Origin of the sequence: uncultured Pseudosulfitobacter sp. (assembly GCF_963976325.1) — a bacterium.
GTDB lineage: Bacteria > Pseudomonadota > Alphaproteobacteria > Rhodobacterales > Rhodobacteraceae > Pseudosulfitobacter.
Window position 1 is genome coordinate 21,827 of record NZ_CAXBJW010000014.1, and the last position, 21,469, is coordinate 43,295.

The 21,469-nt window shown below is 64.1% G+C and carries 21 protein-coding genes; 12 read left to right on the plus strand and 9 right to left on the minus strand.

All coding sequences use genetic code 11. The annotated features are described in order from the left end of the window. Positions 1 to 157 precede the first annotated feature (157 nt). From AAC077_RS18365 to argH, 4 genes are read right to left on the minus strand one after another with little or no spacing between them, the layout of a single operon-like run. A complete protein-coding gene (locus AAC077_RS18365) occupies positions 158 to 475 on the minus strand; it encodes a DUF2834 domain-containing protein (protein ID WP_339772777.1) in 318 nt (105 codons plus the stop codon). Next, positions 475 to 636, minus strand: coding sequence for a hypothetical protein (locus tag AAC077_RS18370; RefSeq protein WP_339772780.1), 162 nt, complete (start codon positions 634 to 636; stop codon positions 475 to 477). The genes AAC077_RS18365 and AAC077_RS18370 overlap by 1 nt, the downstream gene beginning before the upstream one ends. Positions 637 to 644: 8 nt before the next feature. Continuing rightward, the gene (locus AAC077_RS18375) at positions 645 to 791 is read right to left on the minus strand and encodes an argininosuccinate lyase (RefSeq protein WP_339772783.1); all 147 of its coding nucleotides are present in this window, start codon (positions 789 to 791) and stop codon (positions 645 to 647) included. 26 nt (positions 792 to 817) lie between these two features. Further along, positions 818 to 2,209 (minus strand): argininosuccinate lyase, encoded by a 1,392-nt coding sequence (argH, locus tag AAC077_RS18380; RefSeq protein ID WP_339772785.1) that lies wholly within the window; start codon positions 2,207 to 2,209, stop codon positions 818 to 820. A gap of 22 nt (positions 2,210 to 2,231) precedes the next feature. Here argH and AAC077_RS18385 point away from each other — a divergent pair, with 22 nt between their 5' ends. The 4 genes from AAC077_RS18385 to AAC077_RS18400 all read left to right on the plus strand — a co-directional run bounded on the left by AAC077_RS18385 (position 2,232) and on the right by AAC077_RS18400 (position 4,759). Then, entirely contained in the window at positions 2,232 to 2,804 is a 573-nt protein-coding gene (locus tag AAC077_RS18385) for a TlpA disulfide reductase family protein (protein WP_339772787.1), read from the plus strand. Between the two features lie 100 nt (positions 2,805 to 2,904). After that, positions 2,905 to 3,375 (plus strand): hypothetical protein, encoded by a 471-nt coding sequence (locus AAC077_RS18390; RefSeq protein ID WP_339772790.1) that lies wholly within the window; start codon positions 2,905 to 2,907, stop codon positions 3,373 to 3,375. Positions 3,376 to 3,452: 77 nt separating this feature from the next. Continuing rightward, positions 3,453 to 3,845, plus strand: a complete 393-nt coding sequence (locus AAC077_RS18395; protein ID WP_339772793.1) for a hypothetical protein — start codon at positions 3,453 to 3,455, stop codon at positions 3,843 to 3,845. After that, positions 3,842 to 4,759 carry a sterol desaturase family protein gene (locus AAC077_RS18400; RefSeq protein WP_339772797.1) on the plus strand — a complete coding sequence of 306 codons (918 nt, stop codon included), beginning with the start codon at positions 3,842 to 3,844 and terminating at the stop codon, positions 4,757 to 4,759. Before AAC077_RS18395 ends, AAC077_RS18400 begins: the two co-directional genes overlap by 4 nt. A gap of 54 nt (positions 4,760 to 4,813) precedes the next feature. Here the strand turns inward: AAC077_RS18400 and AAC077_RS18405 are convergent, their stop codons facing one another. Next, a complete protein-coding gene (locus tag AAC077_RS18405; RefSeq protein ID WP_339772800.1) occupies positions 4,814 to 5,878 on the minus strand; it encodes a Hint domain-containing protein in 1,065 nt (354 codons plus the stop codon). Between the two features lie 112 nt (positions 5,879 to 5,990). Next, on the minus strand, positions 5,991 to 6,899 hold the full coding sequence (locus AAC077_RS18410) for a lipid A-modifier LpxR family protein (protein ID WP_339772803.1): 909 nt from the start codon (positions 6,897 to 6,899) through the stop codon (positions 5,991 to 5,993). Between the two features lie 228 nt (positions 6,900 to 7,127). Between AAC077_RS18410 and AAC077_RS18415 the strand changes: the two genes are divergently transcribed. The 5 genes from AAC077_RS18415 to AAC077_RS18435 all read left to right on the plus strand — a co-directional run bounded on the left by AAC077_RS18415 (position 7,128) and on the right by AAC077_RS18435 (position 13,495). After that, on the plus strand, positions 7,128 to 7,694 hold the full coding sequence (locus AAC077_RS18415; RefSeq protein ID WP_339772805.1) for a hemerythrin domain-containing protein: 567 nt from the start codon (positions 7,128 to 7,130) through the stop codon (positions 7,692 to 7,694). A 152-nt stretch (positions 7,695 to 7,846) separates the two neighbouring features. Continuing rightward, entirely contained in the window at positions 7,847 to 8,287 is a 441-nt protein-coding gene (locus AAC077_RS18420; protein WP_339772808.1) for a MarR family transcriptional regulator, read from the plus strand. Between the two features lie 41 nt (positions 8,288 to 8,328). Continuing rightward, positions 8,329 to 9,366, plus strand: coding sequence for an efflux RND transporter periplasmic adaptor subunit (locus AAC077_RS18425; protein WP_339772811.1), 1,038 nt, complete (start codon positions 8,329 to 8,331; stop codon positions 9,364 to 9,366). Next, positions 9,363 to 10,445, plus strand: a complete 1,083-nt coding sequence (locus AAC077_RS18430; RefSeq protein WP_339772814.1) for an efflux RND transporter periplasmic adaptor subunit — start codon at positions 9,363 to 9,365, stop codon at positions 10,443 to 10,445. The genes AAC077_RS18425 and AAC077_RS18430 overlap by 4 nt, the downstream gene beginning before the upstream one ends. Then, complete coding sequence (locus AAC077_RS18435; protein ID WP_339772817.1) at positions 10,442 to 13,495, plus strand: efflux RND transporter permease subunit; 3,054 nt, start codon at positions 10,442 to 10,444, stop codon at positions 13,493 to 13,495. The genes AAC077_RS18430 and AAC077_RS18435 overlap by 4 nt, the downstream gene beginning before the upstream one ends. 92 nt (positions 13,496 to 13,587) lie before the next feature. Here the strand turns inward: AAC077_RS18435 and AAC077_RS18440 are convergent, their stop codons facing one another. From AAC077_RS18440 to AAC077_RS18450, 3 genes are all read right to left on the minus strand, one after another. Continuing rightward, entirely contained in the window at positions 13,588 to 14,010 is a 423-nt protein-coding gene (locus AAC077_RS18440; protein ID WP_339772820.1) for a VOC family protein, read from the minus strand. Positions 14,011 to 14,739: 729 nt separating this feature from the next. Beyond that, on the minus strand, positions 14,740 to 16,929 hold the full coding sequence (locus tag AAC077_RS18445; RefSeq protein WP_339772824.1) for an NADP-dependent isocitrate dehydrogenase: 2,190 nt from the start codon (positions 16,927 to 16,929) through the stop codon (positions 14,740 to 14,742). Positions 16,930 to 17,089: 160 nt separating this feature from the next. Then, positions 17,090 to 17,848, minus strand: coding sequence for a methyltransferase domain-containing protein (locus tag AAC077_RS18450; protein WP_339772826.1), 759 nt, complete (start codon positions 17,846 to 17,848; stop codon positions 17,090 to 17,092). Between the two features lie 123 nt (positions 17,849 to 17,971). On the opposite strand from AAC077_RS18450, the gene AAC077_RS18455 reads away from it, so the two are divergent. The 3 genes from AAC077_RS18455 (at position 17,972) to AAC077_RS18465 (ending at position 20,993) form a co-directional block, all read left to right on the plus strand. Beyond that, positions 17,972 to 19,108 carry an ABC transporter substrate-binding protein gene (locus tag AAC077_RS18455; protein WP_339772829.1) on the plus strand — a complete coding sequence of 379 codons (1,137 nt, stop codon included), beginning with the start codon at positions 17,972 to 17,974 and terminating at the stop codon, positions 19,106 to 19,108. 62 nt (positions 19,109 to 19,170) lie between these two features. Then, entirely contained in the window at positions 19,171 to 20,238 is a 1,068-nt protein-coding gene (locus AAC077_RS18460; protein WP_339772832.1) for an iron ABC transporter permease, read from the plus strand. Further along, a complete protein-coding gene (locus AAC077_RS18465; protein WP_339772835.1) occupies positions 20,232 to 20,993 on the plus strand; it encodes an ABC transporter ATP-binding protein in 762 nt (253 codons plus the stop codon). Before AAC077_RS18460 ends, AAC077_RS18465 begins: the two co-directional genes overlap by 7 nt. Positions 20,994 to 21,469 lie beyond the last annotated feature (476 nt).

The following is a 21,469-nucleotide window of genomic DNA, read 5'->3' on the forward strand; positions in this document are numbered from 1 at the left end:
ACATGACGGGCCGCCCCACGGCACGGCGATTTGGTTTCTGTTGCGCGGAACAGATCGGTGGGATGTGTTTGGCTGCTATTAAGTGGCAGGGACCAAGGTTGGATCGCCGCACCTCGGCCCGTCGATGCGCGGCTTGGAGGGTGGTCGCTTCTGCCCCTCAGGTCACCGGTCGCGTGCGCAGGAACAGGTACAGTGGCAGCCCGCAGCTGACCCCGATGCAGAACGTCGCGGGGATGGCCAGCAGGGCGATCCAGTTGCGGCGCACGCGGACCTCGGCGCAGATCCAGAGCGTCAGGGCGATGGCGGCGATCGTCAGATCCCAGACCAGTCCGCTGGAGGCCGCGTTGGCGTGCCATGCGTCGACCATCAGGCCAAGGCTGTAGCCGTTTTCCCGGAACCACGCGAGGAACCAGTACATCGGGTGCATTGCCCCCCAGATGGCCAGCGCCAGATATGCGATACGCAGCGGCGACATCAGAAGGTTTTCACCACGCCGACCGTGGCAAAGCCGGACACATGCAGGCCCGGTTCGGTCACCGAAGGTTGCTGGCGGTCGTTGGGGGCGCGCTGTGCCCCCTCAGACGGTGCGCCGGGGTCGCAGGCGGCCAGCGCGGCAACCACGGTCAGGAATGCCATGATCCGCATCATTTCACCCGATACCCCAGCGACAAGGGCCCCTTGCGCAGGCCCAGCCCCACGTGGGTGCCGACACCGGATGTGCCAAGGCTGACGCCTGCGTTCATCGTCGGTTGCACCGGTTCGCCATCGGCACCGCAGGCCGCAAGGGCCATGAGCGACAAAGCAGCCACAGTTCGGATCATTTCAAAACCTCGCGCCAGCGTTTGGCCTGTGCGCGCACCTGCGCGGGGGCCGTACCGCCGTAAGACATACGCGAATTTACCGAATTTTGCACCCCCAGCACATCGAATACCGCATCCGTGATGTCGCCGTGCACCGACTGCATGTCCGACAGGCTGAGGTCGGGCAGATCGCAGCCCTTGGCCTCGGCCATGGCGACCAGCGAACCGGTGACGTGGTGGGCGTCGCGGAAGGGCATGCCCAGCACCCGCACCAGCCAGTCGGCCAGATCGGTGGCGGTGCTGAACCCCGCCCCTGCGGCAGCGGCGAGGCTGTCGCGGTTGGCGGTCATGTCGCGCACCATGCCTTCCATCGCGGCCAGTGCCAGCATCCAGTTGTCGGCGGCGTCGAAGACCTGTTCCTTGTCTTCCTGCATGTCCTTGGAATAGGCCAGCGGCAGCCCTTTCATCACCATCATCAGGCCGACGTTGGCGCCCATGATCCGGCCCACCTTGGCGCGGATCAGCTCGGCGGCGTCGGGGTTTTTCTTTTGCGGCATGATGGACGAGCCGGTGCTGAACCGGTCGGACAGGGTGACAAAGCGGAACTGGGCCGAGGACCAGATCACCAGCTCTTCGGCAAAGCGGCTGAGGTGCATGGCGCAGATGCTGGCGACGCCAAGGAATTCCAGCGCAAAGTCACGGTCGCTGACCGCATCCAGCGAGTTGGCGGCAGGCCGGTCAAAGCCCAGCGCCTGTGCCGTCATGTCGCGGTCAATCGGAAAGGACGTGCCGGCCAGGGCTGCCGCGCCCAGCGGGCTTTCGTTCATGCGCGCGCGGGCATCGCGCACACGGCTAAGGTCGCGGCCCAGCATTTCGACGTAGGCCATCATGTGGTGGCCCCATGTGACGGGCTGTGCGGTTTGCAGGTGGGTAAAGCCGGGCATGACCCAGTCGGCCCCCGCCTCGGCCTGTGCCAGCAGCGCGTCGATCAGCGCCAGAAGGCCGCTTTCGGCGGCGTCGAACTGGTCGCGGACCCACAGTTTGAAATCGGTCGCCACCTGATCGTTGCGGCTGCGGCCGGTGTGCAGACGGCCCGCCGGTTCGCCGATCACCTCTTTCAGGCGCGCCTCGACGTTCATGTGGATGTCTTCGAGGGCGGTGGAAAACCGGAAAGTGCCGCCTTCGATCTCTGACAAGACCGTGAGCAGCCCTTCCCGAATGGTGTCGGCATCGTTAGGACTGATGATGCCCACCGCACCCAGCATCGCGGCATGGGCGCGCGAGCCTGCAATGTCCTGCGCCGCCATCCGCTGGTCGAACCCGATCGAGGCGTTGATCGCCTCCATGATCGCGTCCGGTCCGGCGGCAAAGCGGCCGCCCCACATGGTGTTTGCAGTCTTGTCTGTCATGGTTTGGACCTTTGGAGGGAATATGAAGAAACTCTGTGCTGCGCTGGTGTATACGGCCCTTGCCTTGGGTGCAAACGCTGCCATGGCCGATGTGCAGGCCGCAGCGGCCTTGCGCGACGGGTCGATGAAAAAGCTGGTGTTTCATGATTCGCCCCAGGCCACGTCCTCGGCGGCCTTCCAGTTGGAAGATGGCGGCGGCACGGCGACGCTGGAGGACCATCGCGGCAAATGGGTTTTGCTGAACTTCTGGGCGACGTGGTGCGCGCCCTGCCGCAAGGAAATGCCGATGCTGTCCGCGCTGCAGACCGAATTCGGCGGCGATGACTTCGAGGTGCTGACGCTGGCTGCGGGGCGCAATTCGCCCGAGGGCATCAAGAAATTCTTTGATGAAATCAACGTCGACAACCTGCCGCGCCATCAGGACCCCAAACAGGCGGTGGCCAGCCAGATGGGCATTTTCGGGCTGCCGATCACGGTGATCATCGACCCCGAGGGCCAAGAGGTCGCCCGTTTGCGCGGTGATGCCGAGTGGGATTCGGACAGCGCCCGCGCGATCATCGCCGAGCTGACCGGACAGGCCCTGCCCGGAAATTAGGCGAAGGCCGCAAGGTAACTTGGAAAGCCCGGTTGACGTCTGTACGGTTTCACAACTTATGGTAAGGTTGGTTTTGTAAAGTCTGTGACGAGTTTCCCCAGTGCCGATCCAATGTCTTATCCTACCTGAACACCGGCTGATCTGGCTGCGCTATTGGGGTCGCCTGACACAATCCGGGGCGGACGGCGCGCGGGACATGGCGCTGAACGCGCCGGGCTACGATCCCACGTTTCGCGTCTTGCAGGACTTTCGCGGCACCGAAACAAACGAATTGTCCCGCTCTGAAATGATCCTGTTGGCGGAAACGCTGAAAGCGCGACGCCAACAGATCGGGATAATGCTGCGGATTGCGCTGCTGGCGCCGGACGATCTGGGGTTCGGGATGGGGCGCATGTTCGTGACGCTGCTGGGCGAAGGACAGTTCATCACGGCATCTGCCTTTCGTGATCTGGATGAGGCCGTGGCGTTCCTGAAGCTTTCGCCGCAAGCGCATGACCTGATCCGCGACACGATCCCGGACCACATCCCCGAGCATACCGTCAGGCGCCAGACGCCTTCAGGGTCCGGTTGACCCGACGCCGGCCTTGACGCACCGCCCCTGCACCCGCTGATATGCCTGCAACCAACGGGCAAGGGAGGGCCGCGGCGGTGCCTTTGTCTGTTTTGCTGATCCTTGTTGCGGGCGGGATTGCCGGCATTGCGCTGGTGCTGCACCTGCTGGGCCTGTCGCGCATTCCGCCGCTGACCGAGGCCCGCGCGCGGGCGGGTTGGTTGCGGGAATATCCCGACGCAGTGCCTGCGCGCATCACCGTGGCCGCCTCGGGGCGTGCCGCGTTGGTCCAGACGGCGCAGGGCGCGGGGCTGGTCTGGGCGGTGGGGGCCGACACCACGGCACGCCGTCTGGTGGCGCCGCGGTTGACCGACACGGCGCAGGGGTTGCGGGTGCGCCTGCGTGACCCTGCGGCCCCGCGCATCACCCTGCGGCTGACAGACACCGAACGCCAGACATGGCGCGCCGCCCTGACAGGAGAGCCCACATGACCTATCCCGATGTCGTCCAGCTGGCGGTGCCCTTCTTTATCGTGGCCATCGCGGTCGAGCTGGCCTGGATCGTGATCAAGGGGCGCGGCGGCCGGTACGAGACGCGCGACGCGCTGACCTCGTTGCTGATGGGGGCGGGGAATGTGGCCTCGGGGATTCTACTGGGGTTTGTGGCTTATGGGTTCTTCATGTGGCTTTGGGCGCTGACGCCGCTGGATCTGGGCAACAGCCTGTGGGTGATCGTCCTGTGCTTTGTGCTGGACGATCTGCGCTATTACTGGGTGCACCGGTTCGGCCACCGCATCCGCTGGGTCTGGGCCAGCCATGTGAACCACCATTCGTCGCAGCACTACAACCTGACCACGGCGCTGCGGCAGACGTGGACGGGCACATTCACCTTCATGATGATCGTGCGTGCGCCGCTGATCCTGTTGGGGTTTCACCCTGCGATGGTGCTGTTCGTGGGCGGTTTGAACCTGATCTACCAGTTCTGGATCCACACCGAAGCGATCACCCGCCTGCCCCGCTGGGTCGAGGCGGTGATGAACACCCCCAGCCACCACCGCGTGCACCACGGGCGCAATGCGCGCTATCTGGATGCGAATTATGCCGGTGTTTTCATCGTCTGGGACAGGATGTTCGGCACCTTCGTGCCCGAGCTGGACAGCGATCGGCCCGACTATGGGCTGGTGCAGAACCTGGGCACGTTCAACCCGCTGCGCGTGGCCTTTCACGAATGGATCGGCATCTGGCGTGATGTGACCCAACCCGGCCTGACCGTTTCGCAGCGCCTGAAATACGCCTTTGCCGCCCCCGGCTACAGCCACGACGGCAGCCGCGACACATCGCAGGCGATCAAGGCCAAGCACCTTGCCCGCAGCCCCGATGACGCAGGCACCCCGGGGTTCAACTGAGCCCTTCTTTTGGCCGGTAAATATCCCGGGGGGACAGGGGGCAGCGCCCCCGGCCTAGGCCGCGTGCCGCAAGATGGCCGCTTCTGAGGCGGACAGGTTGCGCCGTGCAAAGCGGCCATAGATGTGCGGGTCGTAGTCCAGATCGGGGAACCGTTCCAAGAGCCGCTTGCGGTCCTCCGACGCCAGCGTGGTCAGGGCCGTGTTGGCGGGGTGGAAGCTTTCTGTCTCAACCCCATTGGCCCACAGGATTTCGTGGCTGGGCAGCATCAGGTGCACGTAGGTGGTTTTCGGCACCTGCAAATCCACGGTGATGGTGCGCCCGTTGATCAGGTCCTTGGCGGCGACCAGCACTTCGGCGGTGTTGAACAGCGCCTGTGCCACGTCGCCCTGCACCAGCATCCGGTGTTCGGGCGAGACCAGCAGGGAATCGTCCGGGCGGTCGACGCCCAAGGCGCCCGCACGGATGCGGATGGGGCGCATGTGCGGCATTGCAAACAAGCGTGCGCCGGTCATGGGTCGGCTGCCGACCCATTCGATGGGCTGCGCGCCGCTGTCCTTGGTCTGGACCAGATCGCCTTCGCGCAGGTCTTCGATCAGGCGCGCGCCGTCGGGTGTTTTGATGCGGGTGCCGGGGGTAAAGCAGATGACCCCGCCCGCGTCGCGCCCTGTGGGGTTGCCGCGGTTGGCGCCCAGCGTGTGGTGCACCACCCACAGGTCAGAGTTGCGCGGGGGAATGTCGTTGAGGAACATCAGCAGCGGCTGCGCCCCGCGTCCCACTTCGATCAGCGTGACGGTGAACGTGCGGGCGCCGTCCGTGACAACAAAACTGCTGTCCAGAAGCGGCGCGGCATCGTCCCACGCGACCTTGTCTGCTGGTGTGTAATCCAAAGCTGCGCCCACGAGCCGATGCACCATACGTGCCGCCCGCTTGCGCAGATTCTCTGAACCGTCTGCACCGTCCAGTCGCAAAATATCCGACGGCCCATCCACGCGCACGGGATCGCCATACCATGACCACGCCGCCCCTACGTTGAGGGACTGCATCGGAGCGGCCTCAAGACCGTCTATTTCTGTTTGCGACCAGGAGATGACAAACGTGCCACGAAAGCCCGTTCCCATTGCCTGCTTGCCTGCCTCTTCGTTTTTTATTGAGGACAGGTTACCAAAACTGATTCGTTCCGCATAGGGTTTATTTTCGTTGAGTTGCAGACTGTTGCAGGATCAACCTCACTTAGAACCGGAAGTGGGCGCGAAAGCTGCCGACGAACTGGCCTTCGCCCTGCCCTTCGAATTCCTCGCCCAGATAGCTGAGGCCGTAGAACACGCCGCCGCCGGTGTCGTTGCGCCATTCGACGCCCGCGCGGGCCCGCACGCGGGTGTCGCGCAGGTCATAGCCGCGGTCTGAGGGCAGAAACACGCTGTCGGCCACATGGGCCACGTCCGCGCCCAGAACAAAGCCCGTGCCCGCCGCTCCGCCGTCGATGGCGCGGTATTGCTGGCCGCTGACCGGATCGCGCACCAGCAGGCTGCCCTGTTCCAGCCCGCCCCAGCGCATGTCAAAGCCCGCACGCACCATGGTTTCGGCGCCCGCCCGTCCTTCGACAAAGGGGCGCAGCACGCTGTCGCCCAGTGCAAAGCTGCGCCCTGCCTCGACCACCACGGTGGGATAGACGCCATTGCCGATCTGGCCGTCGCGCGCGGCGTCCGAGAGGTCGGGGCCGCCCACGGCGCTGTGCACGGCATCGTGGAACCCGTCGAGGCCCGTGGACGGGCCGACAAAGACCAGATCGCCGCCGACGCTGAGGTCGAGGCCGCGGTTCTGGAAGTGGCTGTGCAGGCCCACCGACAGCGCACCGGCATAGGGGCGGTCTGCGGGATCGGGGGCTTCGAGATTGTCGGGGGCGATGATTTCGGCGCCCAGACGCAGTTCGATCAGGTCGCCAAAACCTGCGGGCCGCGCGCCGGTCCAGTCCCTGCCCCAGACCCGCGACGAGGCAATCGAGCCGGTGCGCCAGCGGTCCTGACCGTCGCCGATAAAGTCATTGGTCAGCAGATAGCCGTAGCCCAGCCGCGTGAGGTCTTGCGCCTGAGCGCCAAGGGGCAACAGCGCGATCAGCGCCGCAGTTGCGAATTTGAACATGGGTCTGTCCCGTCGTTTCTGCCCCCACGGCGTGTCTGATCTGTACGCCAAAGCCGCCGCCGGTGAAAACGCCCGATTGTTCGATTTGGCCAAGACAGATTGTTTCCGTGTCCCTATGGCCGCAGGTCGCCTGCACCAAGGTGCGCCATTATCCCTGTGTCTGTGCGTTATTGCGCAGATCAAACCCGGGCCTGCCCTGCCTATCTGATGTCGGGAAAGGAGACCGCCATGACCGATCTTATCCCGATCCGCACCACAGATATGCCCGCAGACATGGGCGCGCTGCTGCGCGACTATCCCCGCGATGGCTGGGACGCCAACCCGCATTTCGCCAAGTCCACCCGCCAGTGGATGCGTGCGCACGAGAAGTTTCGGGTGCTGTCGGACCACCTGCACGACCAGACCGCGGGCTTTTTGGATCACAGCGTTGATCCCGACGATTTTGCCGACCATCTGGGCCGTTACGGCACGGCGCTGGTGCAGAACCTGCACGGGCACCACCATTTCGAGGACCGCACGTTTTTTCCCGAACTGTCGGCGGCGGACCCGCGTTTTGATGCGGGGTTGGAGATTCTCGAAAAGGACCACGAAGCGCTGGATCAGGTGTTGGACAGTTTCGCCCGCACCGGCAGCCGTGTGATCAAGCTGGTGCAACTGGACGTGCGGGCCGCGCATGAGGAAGCGGGCGTGCTGGAGACGCAAACCAGCGCCATCCGTGCCTTTTTGCAACGCCATCTGGGCGACGAGGAAGATCTGGCGGTGCCGGTGATCCTGCACCACGCATTGCGCGGTTAGTAAGCAGTGGCTGAAAAAACGGCCCGTCGGCAGATCATTTTTGGGCTGTCGGCGGGTCTGGCTATTTACTTATCATTCAAAAAGGTTCAGTTTCTGAAATATATTCCATGACGAGGCGCACCCTCGCCCCGGAGCGTATCAGAGGCCCGATAATGCCGAACGAGATATTCCTGACGATGAGCGTCAGCATGTTGAACGCCGCCCTTGAGGCGCGTGTTCAGGAGTTTGAGGCGCAGGTGAGCCTGTCGCGACACGACATCAAGGTGCTGATGCACCTGACCGAGCCCAAGCGCATGGGGGCCTTGGCCGATGACCTTCAGGTGTTGCCATCCACGCTGACCGCTGTGGCGGACCGGCTGGAAGGGCACGGATTGTTGCAGCGCAAACGCGACCCCCATGACCGCCGTGCCTGGCTGTTGGAGATCACCGAGGCCGGCCATGCCTTGCAGGCTGAGGCGCACGCAATGGCGACCAACGGGTTTCGCACCCTGACCGGGCTGGACGCAGACGAAATCCAGACTTTCGTGAATCTGATGCAAAAGGTGTTGAACACTATGACCGCCGAAAGCTGTATTGGGGAGGTGAACCCGTGAATCTGTCCGCTTTGAAAGGTCGCCCTGTGCGCACTCTGGCGATGTGCGCAGCACTGATGCTGGCCGCGCCTTTTGCACAGGCCGAAGCGCCGCTGCCCGTCGAGCTGTTCACCACCAAAAGCAGCACGCAAACGCTGACCTTTTCGCTGACCGGCGAAGTGGTGGCGCGCGACACATTGCGGGCGTCGTTCCCGTCGGGCGGGCGCATTGCGCAGATGCAGGTGGAAGAAGGCGACGATGTGGAAAAGGGCGCGGTGCTGGCGCAGATGGACAGCGTGCAACAGGCGCAGGCCTTGCGCGCGGCGCAGGCCGGTCTGTCGACGGCGCAGGCCAACCACACGCAGGCCATCGAGGATCTGGACCGTCAGGACACACTGCTGGAGCGCGGGGCCACCACGCGGATCAGCCGCGACAGCGCCGAGGATGCCCTGCGCATTGCCGAGGGTGCGCTGACGCAGGCGAACGCCGATCTGGACCGCGCCCAACGGGCCTTGGACGACACCACGCTGACCGCGCCGTCGAAGGCGACCGTGATCAAGCGTCTGGCCGAGCCGGGTCAGGTGGTGGGTGCAGCACAGCCGGTGCTGGAGCTGGCGTTGGGCCGGCAGATCGACGCGGTGTTCGACATGCCCGAGGTTCTGATGGCCACGCCGCGCAGCATCGACGATATTGATCTGTCTCTGATTGACCGGCCCGACACACATTTCACCGGCACGCTGCGCGAGGTGTCGCCGCTGGTGGATGCGGCGGCGGGCACGGTGGCGGTCAAGATCACGATCAAGGAAACCGATCCGTTCATCACCTATGGCGATGCCATTCGCGGTACGGTCACCGTAACGGACGCGCCGCGCATCACCCTGCCCTATACTGCCATGTCGGCCACGGTGGACGGGCCTGCGGTCTGGGTGGTCGATCCTGACACGATGTCGGTGTCGCTGCGCGCGATCACCGTCGAGCGGTACGAGACCGGCCGCATCATCCTGTCGGACGGGCTGGAGGAAAACGAACAGGTCGTCGCACGGGGGGCACAGTTGCTGTACCCCGGTCGGGTTGTGCGCGCGGCGGGAGAGAGCCAATGAGGATGCCCCTAGTCTTGAGCGTGCTGGCCCTGTTGGCCGCACCCGCCTTTGCCAATGACGAGCTTGCCCTTGTGCAGGACACGCCCCGCCCCGTGGTGTCACAGGTGGTGAATGAACGCGCGGGCTATCAGAACCGTTTTGCCGGGCTGGTCAGCGCGCGCACGGAAACCGACCTTGGGTTTCTGCTGGCGGGCACGATGGCCGAGCGTCCCGTCGAGACCGGCGATCTGGTCACCAAGGGCGCGGTTCTGGCGCGGCTGGACCCCGAAGATCTGGACGCCGACGTGCGCGCCGCCGAGGCCGGTGTTCAGGTGGCCAACGCGCAGTTGCGTGCCGCCCGCGATGCCGAAAGCCGCGCCCGCGAATTGCTGAGCCGCGGCACCGACAGCGCCACGCGGCTGGAGGATGCCGAACGCGGGCTGACGGCGGCCATTGCCACGGTCGAGCAGGCCCGCGCGGCGCTGGCGCAGGCCCGCGACATTCGCGGCTTTGCCACGCTGACGGCACCGCAGGACGGGGTTATCATCGAGACCAACGCCGAGGCCGGTGCGTCGGTCACGGCGGGTCAGGCGGTTGTTGTGCTGGCCGGCACCGAAAGCCGCGAGATCACGCTGGATGTGATCGAACGGGATGCGGCCGCCCTGAGCGAGGGGTTGATGTTCGACGTGGCCCTTGCCGCCAACCCCAATGTGACGGCACAGGCGTCGCTGCGCCGGATTGATCCGGTTGCCGCCGCCTCGACGCGCACCCGGCGCGTGCACCTGACCTTGCAAGACCCGCCAGAAGGCTTCCGGCTGGGTGCGCTGGTGCATATCAGCCCTGCCACGATGGCGCGTCTGGACATTATTCTGGACGGCAGCGCCATTCTGGACGCGCAAGGGTCGCCCGCCGTCTGGACCGTGCGCCGCAGCGCAGATGGTGCCACCGGCACAGTTCACCGCACGCCGGTGCAGTTGGGCGACCGGTTCGGGCCGCGCGTGCGTGTCACGGGCGGAATTTCAGCCGGTGACGAGGTTATCACCAAAGGCATCCACTCTTTGAAGGAGGGCCAGACTGTTGGCCCAAGCGTGTCCCAATGAACCGTTTCAACCTGTCCGACTGGGCGCTGCAACACCGGTCTTTTGTGTGGTTCCTGATGATCGTGTCGATCGTTGCGGGTGCGCTGGCCTATACCACCATCGGCCGCGAGGAAGACCCGAACTTTGCCATCAAGACGATGGTGATTGCCACAGCGCTGCCCGGTGCCGATGTCGAGGAAACCCGCCTGCAAGTCACCGACCGGATCGAGAAAAAGCTGGAAGACCTGCCCGAGCTGGATTTCACGCGGTCGGTCACGCGCCCCGGCGAGGCCATCGTTTACGTCAACCTGCTGGACACGGTGCGCGGCGAGAAGCTGACGCAGACCTGGCAGAAGGTTCGCAACATGATGAACGACATTCGGGGCGATTTCCCGGAAGGGTTCTCGGGGTTCAATTTCAACGATGATTTCGGGGACGTTTTCGGCAACCTCTATGCGTTCACATCGGACGGCTTCAGCCCACGCGAGGTGCGCGATTATGTCGAACGGACGCGGCGCGCCATTCAGCAGCTGGACGATTCCGGCAAGATCGAGATTTTCGGCACCCGCGACGAGGTTGTCTTTCTGGAGTATTCCACCGAACGGCTGGCGGCGCTGGGGCTGAACCAGCAGGCGGTGCAGGCCACGCTGGCGGCACAGAACGCGATCCTGCCCAGCGGGGTGATCAACGCAGGCCCCGAGCGGGTGATGGTGCGGATCGGTGGGCAGTTTACCGATGCCGAGAGCCTGGCCGACATCAACCTGCGGGTCGACGGGCGGTTTTTCCGCCTGACCGATGTGGCGGACATTCACCGTGGTTACGAGGACCCGCCGTCCGAGCTGTTCCATTACAACGGGCAAGAGGCCATCGGCCTGGCCGTGGGGATGCGCGCGGGGGCGAATATCGTCGATTTCGGGGCCGCGCTGGACAAGGTCATCGCTCAGGCGCAGGCCGATCTGCCCGTGGGGATCGAGATCCATCAGGTCGCCGACCAACCGCATGTGGTGGACGAGGCCGTGGGCCATTTCATTCAGGCGCTGATCGAAGCGGTGCTGATCGTTCTGGCCGTCAGCTTTGTCAGCCTGGGGATGCGCGCGGGGTTTGTCGTGGCGCTGACCATTCCGCTGGTTCTGGCGATCACCTTCGTGATCCTGAACTACCTTGGGTTTACCCTGCAACGGATTTCGCTGGGCGCGCTGATCATTGCGCTGGGGCTGTTGGTGGACGATGCGATGATCGCCATCGAGACGATGATCTCGCGGCTGGAGCGGGGCGAGACGCTGGTCAAGTCGGCGTCTTATGCGTGGACGTCGATTGCCTTTCCGATGCTGTCGGGCACGCTGGTCACCGTCGTGGGCTTTATTCCCATCGGGTTGAATTCGTCGTCGGCGGGCGAGTTTACCTTTTCGCTGTTCGTGGTGATTGCCGTGTCGTTGCTGGTCAGTTGGATCGTGGCGGTGCTGTTTGCGCCGCTGCTGGGGGTCACGTTCCTGCCGTCGAAATGGAAGCATCACGACGGCAGCCCGGGCCGCGTGCGGGGCGCGTTTCACAAGGTGCTGCGCGGGGCGATGCGGTTTCGCTGGGTGACGATTGCGGCGACGGTGGTGATCTTTGGCGTGTCGGTTGTGGGCCTGGGGTCGGTGGAGAACCAGTTTTTCCCCAGTTCGGACCGGCCCGAGCTGATCATCGACATGACCCTGCCGCAGAACGCGTCGATTGCCGAAACGCAGGCGCAGGTCGAGAAGATGGAGGCGCATCTGGAGGGCAACGACAACGTGCTGTTCCATTCGTCCTATGTGGGACGTGGCGCGCCGCGGTTTATTCTGGCCTTTGACGTGGTGACACCCGCCCCGAACACCGCGCAGATCGTGATCCAGACGCCGGGGGTCGCGGCGCGGGATGCCCTGCGCAGTGACATCGAGACCTATTCCCTGGACGCCTTTCCCGGCACCGATGTCTTTGTCAAACTGCTGGAGGTTGGCCCGCCGGTCGGTCGCCCCGTGCAGTACCGCCTGAGCGGGCCGGACATTGACCGCGTGCGTGATCTGGGCCGCGAACTGGCGGCGCTGGTGTCGTCCGATCCGCGCACCCAAGGGACGGTCATGGACTGGAACGAACCGGCGCGGGTGGTGCGGGTGAACCTGTTGCAGGACAAGGCGCGCCAGTTGGGCGTGTCGTCGTCCGACATCGCGGCGGCGCTGAACGCGATCTATGTGGGGGCGCGGGTCACGCAGTTGCGCGATCAGGCCTATCTGATCGACATCATCGCCCGGGGTGATGACGATGCGCGCCAGTCGGTCGAGGACCTGCGCGAGTTGCAACTGAACACGGGGAACAACGTGCGCATTCCGCTGCAATCGGTGGCCACGTTCGAATATGACACCGAGCAGCCGGTGCTGTACCAGCGTGGCCGGATGCCGACCGTCACCGTGATGAGCGCCATTGCCACCGACGACCAACCCGCCACCGTGGTCAACGCGCTGGACGCACAGGTTGCGGAATTCCGCGCCAAGCTGCCCTTTGGCTATGCGGTGGTTGTCGGCGGGTCGGTTGAGTCCAGTGCAGAAAGCCAGGGGCCGATTGCGTCGGTCATGCCGCTGATGCTGATGCTGATGCTGGTTCTGGTGATGATCCAGATGCAAAGCTTCCGGTTGAGCTTTGTCGTGCTGTGCGCGGCACCGCTGGGGCTAATCGGTGTGGTGGCGGCGCTGTTGCTGTCGGGCGCGCCGCTGGGGTTCGTGGCGATTCTGGGTGTGCTGGCGCTGGTCGGTATTCTGATCCGCAATTCGATCATTCTGGTGCATGAAATCGAAGTGCTGCGCGAAAAGGGCCGGACCGCGTGGGCTGCGGTGTTCGAGGCCAGCGACAGCCGGGCGCGTCCCATCCTGCTGACGGCGGCGGCGGCGAGCCTTGCGCTGATCCCGATCTCGCGTCAGATTTTCTGGGGGCCGATGGCCTATGCGATGATGGGCGGGATTATCGTGGGCACGATTGTGACGCTGCTGTTCGTGCCGGCGCTGTATCTGGCGGTGTTCAATGTGAAGCCGGATGCGGGGGAGCGTGAGGGGTGATGTTGCGGGGCTTTGGTCTTTGGGGGGTTAGGTGACCCTTGGTGTGGAAGCCGGTGGTTTGCGTGGGGGGTAGCGGAGGGGTGGTTTGAGGCCTAAGCTACTGGCCTGTCGCTGAGTAATTGACTGAATCTGAGTAGATGCCCATCAGGGTCTTGCACTAAAAATTCCGTCACTCCACGTTCAACCCGATCAATCCGATACCATGATGTTTCCAGTTGTTCGAAAAGCTGAAACCCAAAGGCCTCAATTCTTTCCGCTAGACCCGAAGCGTTCTCGACGTTGATCTGAAAGTTGATCCCACGCCCATATGGTTTTTGCATTTCTCCAGTGTTCCAGAAATCATTGGCCTGTTTTACCATGATTTGCGCTTGTCCGAGGGTAATGTAGGCGAACTTGCGTTCAGGGCGTTCGAACGCGATTTCAAAACCCAATACTCGCAAGTAAAAGTCCAAGTTGGCTGAAAAGTCAGAGCAAGACAGTTCTGGAACCAGTGCTGCTTGTTGTTTAAGGTTCACTGGGCGCTCCATTAATCAAGTCTTAGCGTAAGACAGAATTTTCTCAGTCATCTCGTCTTCCTACTAATGAGCAGTCTATTGTTCAACGGCAGCTAAGTCCCGCACACCAGACATCCTGGCAGACCGCTACGAAGGGCAGCTATTGTTCATCTCCGCATGTCCCCGCGCGGGACAAGGCCGCAGGCCGCCGTGCATCGCCGGGCCGCCCCACGGCACGGCGATTTGGCTGCTGTTGCGCGTGACGGTTAGGTCGGATGTGTTTGGCTGCCATAAAGTGGCAGTCACTGCGGTTGGATCGCCGCACCTCAGCCCGTCGGTGCGCGGCTTGGTGCTCCATTTCAAAGGGCAGCTTCGTCCGCTCACCGAACCTTGATGTAGTGCGCGGTGAGCGGCAGGTTTGAGGCCAGAGTGACCTTGCCACTGAGGGCAGCGCCCGACCGCGGGTGGGCAGCGGAAGGTCCGTGGGTGCCACTTTATTTCTGATCTTTGGCGTGGGGATGTTGAGGCGCAAGACGGTGAGGAAGCGCCCGCCCATGGGGCGGTCGGGCGCTGCCCGGCGGCTCTTCGAGCCTTGATTCCGGGCTTTGGTGGGTGGGGTCGGCGTTGAGCTGCCACGTCACGGCACGGCGATGCGCGGCTTTGCGTTGTGGTCCAAACGACACCATTCCCTGAAACGAAAACGGCCCCCGCGCGGTGCGGGGGCCGTTGGATCGGGCTATCAAGAACAGCTTAGCCGATGATGGCGTTCAGCGTTTTGGACGGGCGCATGACGTCGGCGGTTTTCGCCGGATCGGCGTGGTAGTAGCCGCCCAGATCTGCGGGCGCGCCCTGCACCTCTGCCAGTTCGGACAGGATCGCCTCTTCGCCTTCGGCCAGTGCCTTGGCGATCGGGGCGAAGTGGGCGGCGAGGTCCGCGTCGCTGTTCTGGTGCGCCAGGGCTTCGGCCCAGTAGCGGGCGAACCAGTAGTGGCTGGCGCGGTTGTCCGGCTCGCCGACTTTGCGCGAGGGCGAACGGCCGTGATCCAGGATGCCCTGGGTTGCCGCATCGACCGCCTGCCCCAGAACGCGGGCTTTTTCGTTGCCCTTGCTGTCGGCCAGGAACGTCAGGCTTTCACCCAGCGCGCAGAATTCGCCAAGGCTGTCCCAGCGCAGGTGGTTTTCCTCTTGCAACTGCTGGACGTGTTTGGGGGCCGAGCCGCCCGCGCCGGTCTCAAACAGGCCGCCGCCGTTCATCAGTTTGACGATGGACAGCATTTTCGCGGAAGTTGCCAGTTCGAGGATCGGGAACAGGTCGGTCAGGTAGTCGCGCAGCACGTTGCCGGTGATGGCGATGGTGTTCTTGCCTTCGGTGATGATCTCAAGCGAGCGGCGGGTGGCTTCGCGGGGGGCCATGATCTCGAACTTGTCGGCGACGCCTTTGGCTTCGAGGATCGGTTTGACGTAGGCGATCAGTTCCGCGTCGTGGGCGCGGGCTGCGTCCAGCCAGAAGATGGCGCTGCATCCTTCGGCCTTCTGGCGGTCGATGGCCAGGTTCACCCAGTCTTCGATGGGTGCCTTGCGGGCCGAGGCCGAGCGCCAGATGTCGCCTGCTTCGACGGTGTGCTGGTGCAGCACGGTGCCGTCGTCGAGGATCATCTTGACGGTGCCCGCTTCGGCGATTTCGAAGGTGGTGGGGTGGCTGCCGTATTCTTCGGCTTTTTGCGCCATTAGGCCGACGTTTTGCACGGTGCCTGCGGTGGCGGGGTTCAGTTTGCCGTTTTCTTTGAAGAACTTGATCGATTCATCATAGACCGGCGCGTAGGAGTTGTCGGGGATCACGCAGTTGGTGTCGTGTTCCTTGTTATCGGGGCCCCAGCCCTTGCCGCCTGCGCGGATCAGGGCGGGCATCGAGGCGTCGATGATCACGTCGGAGGACACGTGCAGGTTGGTGATGCCCTTGTCGGAGTTCACCATATACATCGGCGGACGTGCGGCCATGGTGGCGTCGATGTCGGCCATGATGTCGGCGTTGTCCTTGACCCGTGCCAGCAGGTCGCCCAGGCCCGAGTTGGGGTTCACGCCCAGATCGCGCATGGCATCGCCGTGCTTTTCGAACACGGGCGCCAGGAACGCCTTGACCGCGTGGCCGAAGATGATCGGGTCCGAGACCTTCATCATCGTGGCTTTCATGTGCAGCGAGAACAGGGTGCCGTCGGCTTTGGTCTGTTCGATCTGCTCTTCAAGGAAGGATTGCAGGGCGTCGGCGCTCATGAAGGTCGCATCGACAACGGTGCCTGCGGGATAGGACAGGCCGTCCTTCAGCACGGTTTCGCCTGCGTCGGTGACCAGCACGATCTTGGCTGTGGTGTCCTTGTCCAGCGTGGCCGAGCGTTCGTTGGAAAAGAAATCACCGCCCGACATGGCCGAAACCTTGGTTTTGCTGTCCGCGGACCAGTCGCCCATGCGGTGCGGGTTGGACTGGGCAAAGCTTTTCACGGCCTTGGCGGCGCGGCGGTCCGAGTTGCCCTCGCGCAGGACGGGGTTCACGGCAGAGCCTTTGATGGTGTCGTATTTGGCACGCACCTCTTTTTCCGCGTCGGTTGCGGGGGCTTCGGGGTAGTCGGGCAGCGCAAAGCCCTGTGCCTGCAATTCCTTGATCGCGGCGACAAGCTGCGGCACCGAGGCCGAGATGTTCGGCAGCTTGATCACGTTGGCGTCGGCGGTTTTGACCAGTTGGCCCAGTTCGGCCAGATCGTCGGACTGGCGCTGGTCCTCTTTCAGGTGCTCGGGGAAGGTTGCCAGAATGCGGCCTGCAAGGCTGATGTCCTTGGTGCCGACGGACACACCTGCGGCGGCGGCGAATTTCTGGATGATGGGCAGGAACGATGCCGAGGCCAGTTCGGGGGCTTCGTCGACTTTGGTATAGATGATGTCGGGCATGGGATTCTCCTTGAGATGGGATTTGCCCCTCTCATAGCCGGCCCGATTGCCAAGGTCGACAGTATACCTTTGCATACAGAACATTCCGGCGGGGGGGTGCGTATTGCCTGTGCGCCCCTGCCCTCGTGGCGGGCACGGCGTGTCTGGTCAGGGTCGGGGTTCAGGACGCCAGCGGCTTGGTCGCGCTGATGGCATAGCGGTGTTCGGACCGGCGCAGCAGCGATTTGCGCCAGCCCAGTTGCGCGGATTGCGCGCGGTGGATCGGGGCAAGGTTGGTGTCGATGTCGATGCGGTCGAACCCGGCGGCGTGCAGCAGGGCGGCCACATGATCGGCCCGCGCGCCGGCGCTGAAGTGGACGCGCGACAGAATGTCCTTGTGCCGTGCGGCACTTGCGGCTGCGGCGGCATTGGGCGACCCGCCGGGCAACAGCCGCTGGACGATCCGGCCCAGCAAATTGCGCGAGACGAAATCGCCGTCCACCACCAGCAGCGTGCCGCCGGGGCGCAGGACGCGGAACCATTCGGCAAAGGCCGATGTGGGTTCGACCAGCGTCCAGACCAGATGACGGGTGACGATCACGTCCATGCTGGCCGAGGGCAGCGTTATGCGTTCGGCATCGGCCTGGATAAAGGTCACATCCGGCAGTTTGGCGCGGGCGCGGTCCAGCATCGGTTCGGACCAGTCCAGCCCCGTGACGGCAAAGCCCAGGCTGTGACACAGGCGCGCGATCTCGCCGGTGCCGGATGCCAGATCCAAGAGCGCGCGGCCCTGCGCATCGCCTAAGTGGCGGCGGAACAGATCCTGCCAGGCGGCCATGTCGGCGCCGATGCGGTGGCCGGGGTCGTCATCGAAGGTGGCGGCGCGGTCGGACCAGTAATCGCGGATCTCGTCTCGCAAATCTCGGTTTGTGGGTGTCATCGGGCCGCTCCGCTTTGGCATAGGCGCTTTTCCTGTAACAGACAAAAACTGTCAACTTTTTAATTGACGGAAACAGTCGGAAATACTAGGCGGAGCCCAGAGACACCTTCTCAGGAGCATCACATGACCCTTCGTCCTCTCTTTGGCGCCGCCGCGCTGAGCCTTTTCGCCGCCAGCCTTGTGCAAGCCGATCCCGTCACCCTGACCGACATCGCGGGCCGCGAGGTCACGGTCGACGCACCGGTCGAACGCGTCATTCTGGGCGAGGGTCGGCAGGTGTTCTTTACCGCCGTTCTGGACAGTGACAACCCGTTCGCGCGGGTGGTCGGCTGGCGTGACGATTTCAAGGAAGCGTCGCCGGAAACCTATGACATCTACGCCGAGAAATTCCCTGAAATGAAGGACATCCCGACATTTGGCGGGTTCAAGGACGGGTCGTTCGACATTGAACAGGCGGTGTCGCTGAACCCTGACGTGATGATCATGAACCTTGAATCCAAGGCCGCCACAGACGAGGCCGGATACGAGGAAAAGCTGGCCAAGGTCGGCATCCCGATCGTCTATGTCGATTTCCGGGAAAAGCCGTTCGAGCACACGGCGCAGTCGATGGAGATCATCGGGCAGCTTTTTGGCAAGGAAGACAAGGCCGCCGCGTTCAGCAGCTTTTACAATGAACAGATCGCCCGCGTCACCGATGTGATCGAGGCGCAAACGGATCTGGTGCGCCCGCTGGTTTTTGTCGAGCGTGCCGGCGGGTATACCGAGGATTGCTGCATGTCCTTTGGTGACGGCAACTTTGGCCGGTTCGTGGAACTGGCGGGCGGCACCAACATGGGGTCCGAGTTCATTCCCGGCACCTTTGGCACTGTCAACGCCGAGCAGGTCATCGCGTCGGACCCCGACCAGATCGTGGTGACGGGCGGCAACTGGGACGCCTATGTGCCCGGTGGTGCGTGGATCGGCATGGGGCCGGGATCGGACATGGACGAGGCCAAGGCCAAGCTGGCGGCGCTGATGGAACGCCCGGCCTATACCGGCGTGAAAGCTGTGGAAAACGGTCAGGTGCACGGCATCTGGCACCAGTTCTACAATTCGCCCTACAGCTTTGTTGCGGTGCAGCGGCTGGCCACGTGGATGCATCCCGACCTGTTCCCCGATCTGGACCCCGAAGCCACGCTGAAAGAGCTGCACGCGCGGTTCCTGCCGGTGGACTACAGCCCGGGCTACTGGGTGTCGCTGGGTGAAACCGCGACCAACTAAGCCCGCTTGCATCTGACCACGGCGGCCCCGCGAGCGGGCCGCCATTTTCCATTGGAGCCGCCATGACCACCGCAGAGCTAGATCTCCCTGAAACCGCCAGCGCCCGCAGCTATCGCGGGTTGGTGGCCCGCCGCATCGCGATCCTGGGCGGGCTGACGCTGGCGTTGGTGTTGTCGGTGGCGGTGGACGTGTCGCTGGGGCCTGCGCGCTATGCGGTGTGGGATGTGTTGCAGACGATCTTTGCGCCGGGGTCTGCGGAGTTGCAGATGCGCGTGGTGGTCTGGGACATCCGTATGCCGATGGCGCTGCTGGCGGTGACCGTGGGGGCCAGCCTGTCGCTGGCGGGGGCGCAGATGCAGACCATTCTGGCGAACCCGCTGGCCAGCCCCTTCACGCTGGGCCTGTCGGCGGCGGCCAGCTTTGGCGCGGCGCTGGCGATGGTGCTGGGCGTGGCGCTGTTTCCGGGTGCGGTGGCGCTGATGGTGCCGATCAACGCCTTTGCCATGGCGATGGCCGCGTCGATGCTGATCTTTGGTCTGTCGACGTTGCGGGGGGTGACCACGGAAACCATCATCCTGCTGGGCATCGCGCTGGTGTTTTCGTTCAACGCGGCGCTGGCGCTGTTGCAGTATTTCGCGTCGGAACAGGCGCTGTCGGCGGTGGTGTTCTGGACCATGGGCAGCCTGACCAAGGCGACATGGGGCAAGGTTGCGATCACCGCGATCATACTGGCGGTTTGCACGCCGCTGTTTGCCCGCCGCGCCTGGGCGCTGACGGCGATCCGGCTGGGCGAAGTGCGCGCGGCGGCCATGGGTGTGCCGGTGAAACGGCTGCGGCTTGAGGCGCTGGTGCTGGTGTCGGTGCTGGCGGCGGTGCCGGTCAGCTTTGTCGGGACCATCGGGTTCATCGGCATTGTCGGCCCGCACGTGGCGCGGTTGTTGCTGGGCGAGGATCAGCGGTTTTTCCTGCCCGGTGCGATGCTGTCGGGGGCGGTGATCCTGTCGGCCACGTCGGTTCTGTCCAAGGCGATCCTGCCGGGGGCGGTGCTGCCCATCGGGATCATCACGGCGCTGGTCGGCGTGCCGTTCTTTGCCGCACTGATCCTGACGAAAGGACGCAAATCATGGTAACTCTGACGCTGGACACCATTGGCGCGCGCTATGGGCGGCGCCAGATCCTGACCGATGCCTCGGCCCGCCTGCAAGGCGGTGCGCTGACGGCATTGGTGGGGGCCAACGCGGCCGGCAAATCCACCCTGTTCCGCCGCATCGCGGGGCATCTGCGCGGCAGCGGGGCGGTGCGGCTGGAGGGTGCGGGTCAGGACGACCTGCGGTATATGCCGCAGGACACCGGCATGAACGCGGCGCTGACGGTTTACGAATCCATCATTCTGGCGCTGAAACAGGGTGGCGGCGGCTGGCGGCTGAGCGGCGATGAGCTGCGCGCCGTGGACGACACCGTGCGCCGGTTCAACATCAGCCATCTGGCGGACCAGCAGTTGGCCGAGCTGTCCGGCGGGCAGCGGCAGGCGGTGTCGATTGCGCAGACGCTGGTGAGCCGCCCCAAGGTGGTTCTGATGGACGAGCCGACCTCGGCGCTGGACCTGAACCGGCAGTACGAGGTGCTGGAGTCGCTGCGGGTGTATGCAGAGGAAACCGGCGCGGTGATGGTGCTGGCGTTGCACGACCTGAACCAGGTGATGCGCTGCTGCACTGCGACGATGGCGCTGGGGGGCGGTCGCACGCTGGCCTTTGGTCCCACGCTTGAAGTGTTGACGCCGGACCTGATCCGCCAGCTTTACGGGATCGACAGCCGCGTCGAGCGGTGTTCGCGCGGGTGTCCGATGATGATCGTGGACGGGCCTGCGGCGTTGAACGCGATCTGAGGGGGTGTGTGGCGTCGGGCGGGGGTGAGCCTTTGTGACCTTGCCACTGAGGGCAGCGCCCGACCGCGGGTGGGCATCGGCACGTCCGTGGCGACCACTTTATGTCTCGTCTTTGGCGTGTGGGTGATGAACCGCAATACGGTGAGGAAGCGCCCGCCCGTCGCACCAAGGGTGCGCCGATAATATTAGGCACGCCTTTGGCGTGACGGGCGGTCGGGCGCTGCCCGGCGGTGCTAAAGCACCTTGATTCCGGGCTTTGGTGGATGTCCGCTTCGTCCCGGACCTTGGCACAGGCCGCTTCAAAGGTCCGGTCTTGGGCAGACATGATTGACATCTGAGCCAAAATTGCGCGGCGTGCGACGGGATGCTGGGCCGGTGCGCCGTGTCGCGCGTGCAGGTGAAACTGGCAGGCACATAAAAATGCCCCCGACCGGGAAGGTCGGGGGCGAAGGCTGTCTAATCCAGATCCAAATCGC